This window comes from Thiohalophilus sp. (genome assembly GCF_034522235.1).
GTDB lineage: Bacteria > Pseudomonadota > Gammaproteobacteria > UBA6429 > Thiohalophilaceae > Thiohalophilus.
This window is the reverse complement of the sequence record NZ_JAXHLN010000003.1, coordinates 461,361-474,501: the sequence shown is the minus strand read 5'-3', so window position 1 is coordinate 474,501 and position 13,141 is coordinate 461,361. Positions and strand designations below refer to the sequence as shown.

At 53.9% G+C, this 13,141-nt stretch carries 14 protein-coding genes; 1 reads left to right on the top strand and 13 read right to left on the bottom strand.

Annotated elements, in window-relative coordinates:
- From U5J94_RS05180 to U5J94_RS05140, 10 genes are all read right to left on the bottom strand, one after another.
- Positions 1-825 (bottom strand): FixH family protein, encoded by an 825-nt coding sequence (locus tag U5J94_RS05180; protein WP_322564576.1) that lies wholly within the window; start codon positions 823-825, stop codon positions 1-3.
- A gap of 10 nt (positions 826-835) precedes the next feature.
- Positions 836-2,242, bottom strand: coding sequence for a cytochrome c oxidase accessory protein CcoG (gene ccoG / locus U5J94_RS05175; RefSeq protein ID WP_322564575.1), 1,407 nt, complete (start codon positions 2,240-2,242; stop codon positions 836-838).
- 151 nt (positions 2,243-2,393) lie between these two features.
- Positions 2,394-3,302, bottom strand: a complete 909-nt coding sequence (gene ccoP, locus U5J94_RS05170; RefSeq protein ID WP_322564574.1) for a cytochrome-c oxidase, cbb3-type subunit III — start codon at positions 3,300-3,302, stop codon at positions 2,394-2,396.
- Positions 3,295-3,471: a cbb3-type cytochrome oxidase subunit 3 gene (locus U5J94_RS15240; protein WP_416224193.1), complete on the bottom strand. Its 177-nt coding sequence runs from the start codon at positions 3,469-3,471 to the stop codon at positions 3,295-3,297. Before U5J94_RS15240 ends, ccoP begins: the two co-directional genes overlap by 8 nt.
- A 33-nt stretch (positions 3,472-3,504) precedes the next feature.
- Positions 3,505-4,254, bottom strand: a complete 750-nt coding sequence (gene ccoO / locus U5J94_RS05165) for a cytochrome-c oxidase, cbb3-type subunit II (protein ID WP_322564573.1) — start codon at positions 4,252-4,254, stop codon at positions 3,505-3,507.
- 25 nt (positions 4,255-4,279) lie between these two features.
- Positions 4,280-5,734 carry a cytochrome-c oxidase, cbb3-type subunit I gene (gene ccoN, locus U5J94_RS05160; protein ID WP_322564572.1) on the bottom strand — a complete coding sequence of 485 codons (1,455 nt, stop codon included), beginning with the start codon at positions 5,732-5,734 and terminating at the stop codon, positions 4,280-4,282.
- A gap of 243 nt (positions 5,735-5,977) precedes the next feature.
- Positions 5,978-6,901, bottom strand: coding sequence for a heme o synthase (cyoE, locus tag U5J94_RS05155; RefSeq protein ID WP_322564571.1), 924 nt, complete (start codon positions 6,899-6,901; stop codon positions 5,978-5,980).
- Entirely contained in the window at positions 6,901-7,917 is a 1,017-nt protein-coding gene (locus U5J94_RS05150; RefSeq protein WP_322564570.1) for a COX15/CtaA family protein, read from the bottom strand. The genes cyoE and U5J94_RS05150 overlap by 1 nt, the downstream gene beginning before the upstream one ends.
- Before the next feature lie 5 nt (positions 7,918-7,922).
- Positions 7,923-8,549: an SCO family protein gene (locus tag U5J94_RS05145; protein ID WP_322564569.1), complete on the bottom strand. Its 627-nt coding sequence runs from the start codon at positions 8,547-8,549 to the stop codon at positions 7,923-7,925.
- The gene (locus U5J94_RS05140; protein ID WP_322564568.1) at positions 8,527-9,267 is read right to left on the bottom strand and encodes an SURF1 family protein; all 741 of its coding nucleotides are present in this window, start codon (positions 9,265-9,267) and stop codon (positions 8,527-8,529) included. Before U5J94_RS05140 ends, U5J94_RS05145 begins: the two co-directional genes overlap by 23 nt.
- Before the next feature lie 72 nt (positions 9,268-9,339).
- On the opposite strand from U5J94_RS05140, the gene U5J94_RS05135 reads away from it, so the two are divergent.
- Positions 9,340-9,546 carry a twin transmembrane helix small protein gene (locus tag U5J94_RS05135; RefSeq protein WP_322564567.1) on the top strand — a complete coding sequence of 69 codons (207 nt, stop codon included), beginning with the start codon at positions 9,340-9,342 and terminating at the stop codon, positions 9,544-9,546.
- Positions 9,547-9,840: 294 nt separating this feature from the next.
- On the opposite strand, the gene U5J94_RS05130 is transcribed toward U5J94_RS05135, so the two are convergent.
- From U5J94_RS05130 to ctaD, 3 genes are all read right to left on the bottom strand, one after another.
- Positions 9,841-10,710 carry a cytochrome c oxidase subunit 3 gene (locus tag U5J94_RS05130; protein ID WP_322564566.1) on the bottom strand — a complete coding sequence of 290 codons (870 nt, stop codon included), beginning with the start codon at positions 10,708-10,710 and terminating at the stop codon, positions 9,841-9,843.
- 35 nt (positions 10,711-10,745) lie between these two features.
- Positions 10,746-11,390: a cytochrome c oxidase assembly protein gene (locus tag U5J94_RS05125; RefSeq protein ID WP_322564565.1), complete on the bottom strand. Its 645-nt coding sequence runs from the start codon at positions 11,388-11,390 to the stop codon at positions 10,746-10,748.
- Positions 11,391-11,548: 158 nt separating this feature from the next.
- Complete coding sequence (gene ctaD / locus U5J94_RS05120) at positions 11,549-13,120, bottom strand: cytochrome c oxidase subunit I (protein WP_322564564.1); 1,572 nt, start codon at positions 13,118-13,120, stop codon at positions 11,549-11,551.
- Positions 13,121-13,141: the final 21 nt, after the last annotated feature.

The following is a 13,141-nucleotide window of genomic DNA, read 5'->3' as shown; positions in this document are numbered from 1 at the left end:
TCAGCGCGCGGCCTCGACCCGGGTCGTGGCCTTGATCTCGTGGGTTTCCTTACCCCGACGCACTTGCAGCAACAGCTCCCAGCGGCCGGCTTCGGGCAGCACCAGGTCGGCCAGGTAACTGCCGGGTTCCCCGGCCTGCGGCTGCATCGCAAACGGCTGATCCAGCCGGCTGTCGCCCGGGCGAAGGAACACGCCACTGACCTCGGCATCGCCGATCGGCGTGCCGTCTCTGTCGAGCACCCGCAGTTTGAAGCGGGACGGTTGCCTGGCCAGGGCCTCGCCCAGCCAGCCTTTCTGAATCTGCCAGGCACGGGCCTCCTGTTCCTGGATGCGTTGCTGAAACTGGTTGAACTCATCCTGCTGCTTGCGAAAATCACGCGCCACCGTGCCGGGGAAGCGGGAACTGACCTCGCCGCCGGCGCGCGGCTCGGGCAGCAGCCAGTGCGTTGCCTTGTTGTCCAGGCCTTTTTGCGCCATCAGGATGTAGACGGAATTGACGGCGATGACCACCATGAAAAAGATCACGATCGCCGCCGGTCCCCAGTGAAACCAGCGTTCTGACTCACCCGCTTTGCGTCGCGCGTCGCGCTGGCTGCTGATGATCCCCAGCACATAGACCGTGACCAGATAGATTGCCAGGTGGATGGCAAACACATCGGCGCCCGGCCACTTGATAATCACCAGGGGCATATAAATACCCACCACCAGCAAGGCAACGACGACAGCCACCATCTTGCCGTCCAGCCGGCTGAAGCGATACAGCAAGGCGAAGCCGACGGCAATGGCAATGACACCACCGAGCAGGGAATACAGAATATCTGTCATAGCAATGACCTTAGCGCGTTAGTGGTGTATAAAAAACGGTAGTGCGGCGAGTCGTCAGCGGCTGTTCGCTATTGATCTGACGAATCACAAACTCGAAAGACTGGCGCTCCTGTTCGGCAATTTCCGGCCGGCGATTCACCTTGGCCATCAGTTTAAGACTGTGTTCCGGGCTGACGGTGACCTCTTCATTGCCCCCCAGATCCAGCTCCGCCTGCGGCAGGCCACCGATACTGATCCGGTAACGAATCGACTCACTGGTCTTGTTGTTGATTTTTATCTCATAACGGTTCTGAATCCGACCGTCGGACAGTGTCACGGACATCGGCTGGCGAAACTGGGCCACGCTCAGCTCAACCTTGTCCCGATGCGATATGGCCCAGGTCAACAGACCAACCGCCGCGATCAGAGCCAGGGCATAACCGAGGTTTTTAAGATTGAAGGGATTGCTCTTCTCGCCTTCCAGGGCCTTTTGCGAGGTATAGCGGATCAGTCCGCGGGGGTAACCGATGCTGTCCATAATAGTATCGCAGGCATCAATACATAAGGCACAGGAGATACACTGGTATTGCAAGCCATTACGAATATCAATCCCCACCGGACAGACCTGTACGCAATAACCGCAATCGATACAGTCGCCCACCTTGTCGGCAATACGGGCCTCGCGCGCCATGTAGTCTTTGGACGGCTTGTGCCGCCCCTGCTCGCGTTCACCGCGCTGCTCATCATAAGCGACGATCAGGGTGTCACGATCGAACATCACGCCCTGGAAGCGGGCATAGGGACACATATAGGTACAGACCTGCTCACGAGCCAGCCCGGCCATTACATACGTGGTTGCGGTCAAAAACAAGGTGGTGGCATAGGCGGCAAAGGGTGCCTCGCCGCGGAAAAAGTCCAGCACCAGTTGTGGCGCATTACCCCAGTAAAGCACAAAGGTCAGGCCGGTCACAAAGGCCATGGCCAGCCATAGAACGTGCGTCATCCCCAGCTTGAAAAACTTGGTCTTGCTCCAGGGCGCATCGGCCAGCTTGATACGGGCATTACGCTCACCCTGGACCAGGCGCTCGATCAGGATGTACACATCGGTCCACAGGGTTTGAAAGCAGAAGTAGCCACAAAAGACACGGCCCGCCACGCCGGTCACAAAGAACATTAACAGGGCAAATATAATCAGCACCCCGGCGAGCCAGAAAATATCCTGGGCATAGACCACCAGATCGAACAGGTAAAAGTGACGTCCGGCCAGATCGAACAACACGGCCTGATCCGGCGCATTTTCCCGAGCCCAACGCAGCCAGGGCAGCAGGAAATAGACCCCGTACGCGAGCGTCAGTACCGCATACTTGATCGTGCGAAAACGACCTTTGACGGATCGCGGGTAAATCGGGATACGGGACTGATAGGCGGTTTGTGTCATTCAAGCTTCATTTTAATAATCGAACATCCACTACGGTAGCACGAGCCTGTTGTGGCGAGCAGGAACCCACAGATAAACAAAGGGAGGGACGTCCGCATACCGCAAACGCACCCTCCCCCCTGTTGTGTTGTTATCTGAGCGGGTCGTCGGCTTATTTGCCGCCACCCATCTCATGCACATAGTAAGTCAGAATCTTGATTTCGGTATCCGACAAACGGGCTTTCCAGGCCGGCATATGCCGGGACTTGCCATTTCTCACCAGTTGCATGACTGCGGATTTTTTCTGCTCCAAGCTTCCAGCAGCGGGGATATTCACGATGGTCCAGATGCTGTCGATCAGATTCGCCGACCCCATCATCGTCTTGCCTTTGGCATCTTCACCATGACAAACGGCGCAATTGGCAGCAAAAATCTGCTCCCCGCGGGAAATTTCATCTTCCGCCATATCGTGACCGGACAGGCTCAAAACATAGGCAGAGACGTCGCCTGTCTGCTGCGATGATAATTGGCCCTTGAACCCGGGCATATTCCCCTGACGACCTTCACGGATAGTTTGCTCAATTTGTTCAAAGGAGCCGCCCCACAGCCAGGCATCATCAATCAGGTTGGGATACATGCCAATAACGCCATTACCGCCAGTCTGGTGACAGGCCGCACAATTATCCGCAAACAGCACCTTGGCCATGGAAAAAGCGAAACCGCTCTGTTCCGGATCCGACTGGATCTCCTGATAGGAGGCCTGGCTCAACTGCTCCACGTATTTGGCCTGCGCCTCCCGGGCTTCCTGCATCTCTTTTTCAAACAGGGCGCGGGTATTCCAGTGCGTCGTCTCTGTCTTGCCGTCTTCGGTCGTATAGGTGATGTCGTTAAATGCACCCTTGGTGTATGTATCACCAATTGGCAGCGTTGGATAAAGTATCCAGTAAATAATGGCAAACACGACCGTGGCATAGAATGCCCACAGCCACCATGTCGGCAGGGGATTATTAAATTCCTGCAGATCACCGTCCCAGGCATGACCGGTTGTCTGAACTGTTTTCTGGGTTTTGTCTTTACTCATTGTCTGTATCCTTGCGATGGGCTACATCATCATCTTCAAACGGAATATTCTTGTATGACTCAAGTCGACGGCCGCGCTTACGGCTTGCATATACATATAAAACGATGCCGATAAATGTAAAAAAGAACAGGAACAACAGAAACGTTTTCGCGTCTCCTGAATGTACCATCGATCTTATCCAGTCAAACATTTCGGGTCACACTCAGCGGAACTGTACAAAGTAGCCGTCTTCGAACTGGTTGAAATCAACCATGGTCCCCAGCACCTGTAAATAGGCAACCAGAGCGTCCATTTCGCTGATCACCATCGGATTACCGTCGTAATTGCCCTGATTGGCCTGGGCAACCAGGTTCTCTGTTGCCGCGTTGATATCCAGTTTCCGGGCGACTTCTTCCCCAAATCGCTCGACATTGGCCTGATATGCCGCTTCGGTTTCCGAATACGGCACACCGACCATCTTCAATGCGCGCATCCGGTCCGCGACATCCTTGTAATTGAGCTTATTCTCCAGCAACCAGGGATAGTTCGGCATGATAGATTCAGGAACGACCGATCGCGGTGCAACCAGATGCTGAACATGCCATTCATTGGAGTATTTATCACCTACACGAGCCAGGTCCGGACCGGTACGCTTGGAGCCCCACTGGAACGGGTGATCAAACTTGGATTCGGCTGCCAGCGAATAATGTCCGTAACGCAAAGCCTCATCACGGAAGGGGCGAACCATCTGCGAATGGCATGTATAGCAGCCTTCGCGCAGATACAAATCGCGACCACGCAGTTCAAGCGGTGTATAAGGGCGAACAGTATCCTTACCGGCCACCTTGACCTCTTCCACCGTATCATCGATCAGATATAGCGGGACGATTTCGACCAACCCGCCAATGCTAATAACGATCAGCGTCAGAACGATAAGCCAGCCGGCATTGGTTTCTATAGTTTCATGTTTCATTGCGCTTCTCTAATCCTGTTTTTCTTTAGGCCTTGGCCATTTTTGCAGCCAGTTTGGCTTCCAGTTCAGCCCCCTCAAGATTCGCCTTACGGATTGTCATGTAGGTATTGAATGCCATCAAGACCATTCCGACAACAAAGAACGCGCCGCCCAGCGCACGGAATACATACGGCTGATGCAGGAAGGCAACGGATTCTATAAAGGTGTAAGCCAGATTCCCGTACTCATCAAAGGCACGCAGCAACAGACCCTGACCGATACCCGCCACCCACATCGCGGTGATATACAGGACGATGCCGATGGTTGCCAGCCAGAAGTGCAGATAGATCAACCGATCGCTGTACATTTTGGTTTCCCACAGGCGCGGAATCAGATGGTACAGCGAACCGAAGGTGATCATAGCCACCCAGCCCAGGGCACCGGAGTGTACGTGACCAATAGTCCAGTCCGTGTAGTGCGACAGGGCATTCACACTCTTGAGCGACATCAGCGGACCTTCAAATGTGGACATGCCGTAAAACGACAGCGCCACAATAAAAAAACGAATAATCGGGTCGGTGCGCAGTTTGTCCCAGGCGCCTGACAGGGTCATGATCCCGTTGATCATGCCGCCCCAGGACGGCATCAGCAGCAAAATAGAGAATGTTGCAGCCAGCGTCGAGGTCCAGTCCGGAATGGCGGTCCAGTGCAGATGGTGGGTACCGACCCACATATACAGGAAGATCAGTGCCCAGAAGTGGATAATAGACAGACGATAGGAGTAAACCGGACGTCCAGCCTGCTTGGGTACAAAGTAATACATCATCCCGAGAAATGCGGCGGTCAGGAAGAAGCCAACCGCATTATGTCCGTACCACCACTGGGTCATGGCGTCCTGAACGCCGGCATGCAGGCTGTAAGACTCCAGGCTGAACATGCTGACCGGCACGGCCATATTATTGAAAATATGTAACAGTGCCGTGGCCAGAATAAAGGCGATAAAGAACCAGTTGGCGACATAAATGTGCGGCTGACTGCGACGACGCAGCGTCTGAACATAAATCCAGAAATAGGCCACCCAGGTCACGGCGATCAGGATGTCGATCGGCCAGACCATTTCCGCATATTCGCGGGCCTGGGTATAACCCATGACATAGGAGATAGCCGCCAGAACGATCGATGCCTGCCAACCCCAGAATGTGAGATTCGCCAGGCCATCGTTATACAGGCGTACCTGGCAGGTCCGCTGCACCACATAATAGGAAGTTGCGAACAATGCGCTGCCCCCAAAACCGAAAATCACCAGCGTAGTATGCACCGGGCGCAAACGACCAAAGGTGATTTCCGGAATATCAAAGTTCAAAAAGGGCCAGGCAAGTTCGGATGCAATATACAAGCCTGCGAACATCCCCAGCACACCCCAGACGATCGTCATGATGGTGAACTTGCGGACAATATCGTAGTTATATTGCTCCGCAGCCTGCGCAGTTGAATGGGCCATATAACGCCTCTTGGTTCTTGGTTGAATCAGGTGAATACAGGTTTAAAGGGGGCGATCCCGCATCCTGCGCCAGCACAGGAAACCTGAGAAAACCCCTCTGGAATATAAAGATATCCTAATATTGTAAAGTATCTATAAACGAACAGGCAACTCCGGATAACCCGGCAAGTATAGACAGCTGCGTCACCGCGGGCCGGATAGGGGAAGATTTACGTCGGTCTTTACACTTATGATTAAAAGGGTTTATGTCAGTAGCAGGAGTAACAGCGGGACATAGTGATCGATCAGCAACAGCGCAAACAGCCCCATCAAATACACGATGGAATAACCAAATGTCTTGATCGCGATCTTCGTATCCTTGTCCGACTGCATGCGGATTGCATAGTAGAGGAAAACCCCGCCCAGGATAATCGCGCCGATAAAATAGAGCCAGCCGCTCATCCGGGTCGCAAACGGCAACAGGGTGATGCCGAACATAATAATGGTGTATAGCAGGACATGCAGGCGGGTGAACTGCACCCCGTGGGTCACCGGCAACATCGGCACATCCACCTTGGCGTATTCCTCCCGTTTGTGGATAGCCAGTGCCCAGAAATGGGGTGGCGTCCAGGTGTAGATAATCAGGAATAACAACAGGCTGTCGGGATGGATCTGCCCGGTCACTGCGGTCCAGCCCAGTACCGGCGGCGCGGCACCGGCGGCGCCGCCGATGACGATGTTCTGCGGCGTGGCCCGTTTCAGATACATAGTATAAATGAAGGCGTAACCGATCAGGGACAACAGGGTCAGCACGGCGGTCAGCGGGTTGACCAGATAAACCAGGATTACCATCGAAGCAATCCCCAGCAGAGCGGAAAACAATAACGCCTGTTTATTGGTAATGGTGCCGGACGGCAAGGGACGTTTCGAGGTCCGTTGCATCTCGGCGTCGATCTTCTGATCCACAATCTGGTTAATCGCCGCCGCCGAGGCCGCGGCCAGACCGATTCCCAGGGTGCCGAAGATCAGCGGCTGCCATGGCACCATTCCCGGCACGGACAAAAACATGCCGACAATGGCCGTAAACACGATCAATGCCACAACCTTGGGCTTGCACAGGGTATAGTAGTCACACCACAGCCGGAAAATTTCCGGGCGGACTTCAGACTGTTTGACGGTCTCCCCCATTACGTTCTCCGCGGCTTGAATGCCAGGTGGTTCAATGTCACCAGGGTCAGCAACAATAACGCACCCACACCATTATGCGCCACCGCCACACCCAGTGGCAGGGACAACAGGACGTTGGCAATCCCCAGGCTGACCTGCAGTAACAATACGCCCAACAAGGTCAAACCCACCGGCGGCAGGTTTTCGCCAAGTCGCCCCAGCAACAGCATCACGCCCAGCACCCCGAGATACAGGAAAGTGACCAGCGCACCGAGGCGATGGGTAAAGTGCACCGTGACGCGCGCGGTATTGCTCATGATGCCGCCCTCATAGTCGGGCCCGATTCCGTGCCACAACGTAAAGGCTTCGCCAAAATCGGTTTGCGGCCACCACTTGCCCTGACAGGTCGGGAAATCGGTGCAATGCAAGGCGGCGTAGTTGGCACTGGTCCAGCCCCCCAGCATGATCTGGCCCACCACCACCAGCAAACCGATCAGGGCCAGTTTCTTCAACCGGCTTTGCTGTATTATACCCACGCGGCGCCGGGAAAACAGATTCAGGTGCCGCAGGGTCAGCCACCACAACAAGGAGAGGGTTGCCATACCCCCCATCAGATGCAGCATCACGATCACGGGCTTGAGCTTGATGGTGACGGTCCACATTCCCAGCAAAGCCTGGAAGATGATCAGAATGCTCAAAAACAACGGCAGCTTGACGGCCTGCTTCGGGTTCCTGCGATTGCGCCAGGCAACAAAGGCCAGGGTAAATACCAACAGGCCGAGTATGCCTGCAAAATAGCGGTGAACCATCTCCTTCCAGGCCTTGTGCGCTTCAACCGGGCGGTCCGGATATAGTTCGTTAGCCAATTGGACAGCCTGTTCGCTTTTCGGCACGCCCAGGTGTCCGTAGCAGCCCGGCCAGTCGGGACACCCGAGACCGGCATCAGAGAGCCGCACAAAAGCGCCGAGAACCACAACACAAAACGCCAGAACTGTTGCAATCAGCGCCAATCTGGCAAACAGGGTTTCTTTTGTCATTTTACTTATCCTGATCGCGCAAACTTCAATAACCTTTCCAGATCCTTGATCATGCCTTTAGGATCGTAATCCTCGGGATAACTCATCATCAGAAAACCACGGGGATCTGCCAGATACATTTCCTGAACAGTCGGTCCGGCACCAACATCGTGTTGGAACTGGCTGACGACTTTCTGCAAGTCGGATGCATCACCATATACCACCTTCAACTCGGGATGATCCGCCAACACAGCGTGCAGGCTTTCTTTGGGTTTGCCACCTGTCGAAATATGGATCCGTACAATTCGCTGTCGATCACCACCCTGGGCCAGACGTATCTGACGCATCAGATATAATTCATCCCTGCACGCCTGATCACAGCCGGCCCCACCGAAATGGATCATGAGCCATTTATCACGTACATCCGAAAAGCGAAACGCTTTGTCCTGTATATCAGTGAGCACGACATCCTCTAACTGACGCGGCGGCTGAATCAGATCACCGTGGTTACGTTCTCCGCCTATATCCCACTTATCCAGATTAAAATACAGCACCAGGACAATAATAATCGGCAGAAAGAAAACAGCGACCAGTAATAAAAAATCCCGTCGGCCCTTATTACGCTGTTCGTTACTTACGTTCATGTTTTGCATGGTTAATCTTTCTAGTGTTGACAAATATAAATATTAAAACCAGGGCCAGTGCCAGGGTGAACCACTGCACCGCATAACTTGTACTCTGCTCAGGCTCACTACTGACAATCTTCCAATCCCTGACAAATCCGTACGGCTCATTCTCATCCAGTCGCAATATATAAGGATACAGCGTGTAGCCTGTCTGTTTTTCCAGTTCCTGGATGTCCAGCCATTGCACCACCCGCGGCCAGCTTTTATCGGTATAACTCCGTTCACCGAGTTTCAGGCCAATGCCTCCCGGTAGCTTCAGCTGGCCGGTCAAGGTAACGGTTTTCCCCGGTGTCTCGAATTCCGGCAACGTGTCACGTCGAAGCCGACCATCCACCCAGCCACGATTTACCAGGATGTATTGCTGACTGTCTTCAATCCGCAGCGGCGTAATAACATGGTACCCAGCCCGTTTTTGATGGATCTGATTATCCCGCAAAATCTGGCGCTCAGTAGCAAAATGCCCACTAACCGTGGCGCGCCGATATTCTATCTCATCACTCGGATCAAGCCGAGACAGCTCTACTACAGGCCGTGCCTGCTGCTCGGCATAACGCTGCTGAATCTCGCGTTTTTCCTCCGCACGATCCAGTTGCCAGAACCCCAGCCGTAGCAAAATTGGCAACAGAATGAGTGTTGCGACAGTCGGCCACAGGCGGGGCCGGAATTCGCGGTTGCCGAATTGCATTTCTCAGCCTCTGTCCATATGCCTGTCGCGGCAATTTGGGTATACTTTATTCACCAGCTTTCGGAGGTAACCATGCTTTTCAAAGCAGTCATCGTCATAATTCTGGTACTGATTTTGCTCAGCCTGGCCAGCGCCCTGTTTTCCATGCTCAGAGGCAATCAGGACTCTACCCGTACTGTCAAGGCATTGACCGTGCGGATCGCCCTGTCCATCGGCCTGTTGATCTTCATTATGATCGGCTATTCACTTGGTCTTATTTCACCACACGCGCTCATATAACGCTATTGTGATTTTTTCACCGTCTCTAACTGCTGCATTCTATGACGTCGCTAAACAGGCGTTCAGAATGCCCGATCACATTGGCTTTAATCGGTACTGCCGCGCCTTCCCGGACACGCCGTGAACACATCCCTGTAGGCTCGACGGCCACGTCCTTGTGGCCGACGGTCCGGGAAGGCACGGCAGCACCTCATGCCTGCACCGGTATCCGGAACGCTTATCTAGCAGACTAAACTTCTGAGCAAAAAAAAGGCGCCGCGATCGCGGCGCCTTCCATAGCCACGCTATATCCGCTTATAGCCAGTATACGAAGATAAACAGGCCAAGCCAGACAACATCCACGAAGTGCCAGTACCAGGCCGCCGCCTCAAAGGCAAAGTGATGCTTGGCGGTAAAGTGGCCCTTGATAGCCCGCAACAACATCACCAGCAACATGATAGCCCCGATGGTGACGTGCAACCCGTGAAATCCGGTCAGCATGAAGAATGTCGAGCCGTAGATGCCGGATGACAGCTTCAGGTTCAGATCGGTATAGGCGTGACCATATTCGTAGCCCTGAAGGAACACGAACAAAGCACCGAGCGCGACTGTCAGGAACAGACCTGTAATCAGTTGTGTACGGTTATTTTTCTTCAGACCCCAGTGTGCCCAGGTGATGGTCAGTCCGGAGGTCAGCAGGATAATCGTGTTATAGAACGGGATCCCCCACGCACCGACAATTTCCTTCGGCCTGTCAAAACCTTCCGGGTTCGGCACATCCATCAACGGCCAAGCCGCCTGGAAGTTGGGCCACAACAACTCGCCGGTCATCGCATTGTTGCCGGCGCCGTCAAGCCACGGCACCGCCCACTGACGAACGTAGAACAGGGCACCGAAGAAGGCAGCGAAGAACATGACTTCCGAGAAGATGAACCAGGCCATCCCCATGCGGAAAGAGGTATCCACCTGCGCGTTATATTGTCCACCTTCACTCTCAGAAATGACCTTGCCGAACCAGCCGAACATCATCACGATGACAATAATCGCACCGACGATTATCCACAGACTGCTTCCGCCATGTAACCAGTTGGCAAAACCCGCCAGCAGGGTGAACAGGCCGACTGAACCCACAATCGGCCAATGGCTCGGTTCGGGCAAATAATAGCTACCTTGTGCGTGTGACATGGCTACCCCTCTTTATATGCTTATAGTGGTAATTGTTATTTGTTCAAATAGACCCGGCTGTTTTCGGCAACTGCCACAACGGGCGCATTGCTATCATCCAGCCTGGTGTTTTTTTCAGTATCAAAAAATGTATAGCCGAGAGTAATCGTATTGACGTTTTTTGGCAGATCCGGATCCACCACAAACACCAATGGCATTTCCTTCGCTTCTCCCGGCTTGAATGTCTGCTGGTTAAAACAGAAACACTCCATCTTGGTGAAATATTTTACTGCTTGTGACGGTGCCAGGCTGGGTACGGCCTGGGCAACGACTGTCTTGTCCGTTTTATTTTTGGCGTAAAACTTCACCTGTTTTATCTCACCGGGATGAAGTTCCATGCTCCGGGTCATTGTTCTGAATTCCCAGGCCAGATTCTGATTGAGTGTCGTGGTGAACTGCACGGTTACAGTCCGATCCATATCTGTTCTTGCCGCCAGTTTTGCTCCCCTCTCAGCGCCTTCAGCCGCATCATAGCTTCCATCCTGGATTGCCAGGAAACGCCCGTTGAGGCCAAACGCATCACAGACCATGTTGTACAGCGGTACCAGGGCAAATCCAAAACCGAACATCGCAAAAACGACCACGGTCAGTTTCCTGACCACTTTGCCGTGTGAAACGCCGGTTTTTTCCTTATCTGCCATGACCCGTTACCAGTATTTGGCAAAAACAGCGATATAAAATCCGACTGCAATCAGCACCAGGATAGTTAGGGTCAGTTTTAAACGATTTTGTTTTGCCACTTCACTCATCTTTGTCTATTCCGGTCAATCGGGAAGGCCCGAGGGCCTTCCCGTATGACTTATTTAACTTGCGGCGGGGTTTCAAAGGTGTGGTACGGCGCCGGTGATGGAATCGACCATTCCAGGCCTTCCGCACCTTCCCAGACCTTGCTGGTAGCCTTTTCACCACCACGGATGGTCTTGATGATGATGTACAGGAACAACAACTGACTGGCACCGAAGACGAAGCCGCCAAGAGAGGCCATCATGTTGAACTCGGCGAACATCGGCGAATAGTCCGGAATCCGTCGCGGCATACCGGCCAGACCGACAAAATGCATCGGGAAGAACAGCACATTGACTGAGATGGCTGACAGCCAGAAGTGCCACTTGGCCAGGGTTTCGCTGTACATGTTACCGGTCCACTTCGGCAACCAGTAATAAACACCCGCAATGATAGCGAAGACTGCCCCGGTGACCAGTACATAGTGGAAATGCGCGACCACGAAATAGGTATCGTGGTACTGGAAGTCAGCCGGCGCGACACCCAGCATCAGGCCGGTAAAGCCGCCGATGGTGAACAGGAAAACAAAGGCAATCGCCCACAGCATCGGGGCCTCGAAGGTCATCGATCCCTTCCACATGGTTGCGGTCCAGTTGAAGACCTTGACCGCGGTGGGCACGGCAATCATGACCGTCGCGTACATAAAGTACAGCTCACCCGCGACCGGCATTCCGACAGTAAACATATGATGCGCCCAGACGATGAACGAGAGGAACGCAATCGCCGCGGTGGCATAGACCATCGAGGCATAACCGAACAGCGGCTTGCGCGCGAACGTCGGGATGATCTGCGAGACCACGCCGAAGGCCGGCAGGATCATGATATACACCTCGGGATGACCGAAGAACCAGAACACATGCTGGAACAGAACCGGGTCACCACCACCGGCCGCATCAAAGAAGCTGGTGCCGAAGTTGCGGTCGGTCAGCATCATAGTTACCGCCCCGGCCAGAACCGGCATCACCGCAATCAGCAGGAAGGCGGTAATCAGCCAGGTCCAGACGAACAGCGGCATCTTCATCAGGGTCATGCCCGGCGCACGCATGTTCAAAATGGTCGCAATGATGTTGATCGCGCCCATGATGGACGAAAAGCCGAGCAAGTGAATCGCAAAGATAAAGAAGTCAGTACTCGCCGGTGCGAAGGTGGTGGACAACGGCGCGTAGAAAGTCCAACCGAACGCCGGGCCGCCGCCTTCCATGAACAGGGTGCTGATCAGCATGGTGCCGGCAAACGGCAGAATCCAGAAGGACCAGTTGTTCATGCGCGGCAGTGCCATGTCCGGCGCGCCGATCATCAATGGAATCTGCCAGTTGGCCAGACCGACGAAGGCCGGCATGACCGCCCCGAAGACCATAATCAGGCCGTGCATGGTGGTCATCTGGTTAAAGAAGTGCGGGTCGACGACCTGCATGCCCGGCTGGAACAGCTCGGCACGAATGACCATAGCCATGGTCCCGCCCAGCAGGAACATGATGAACGCGAACCACAGATACAGGGTACCGATATCTTTATGGTTGGTCGTAAACAGCCAACGCGTAATACCCGTCGGGTGTTGATGCTCGTGTGTCGCAGCTACTGTACTCATTCTTATATCCTCCACTACGCC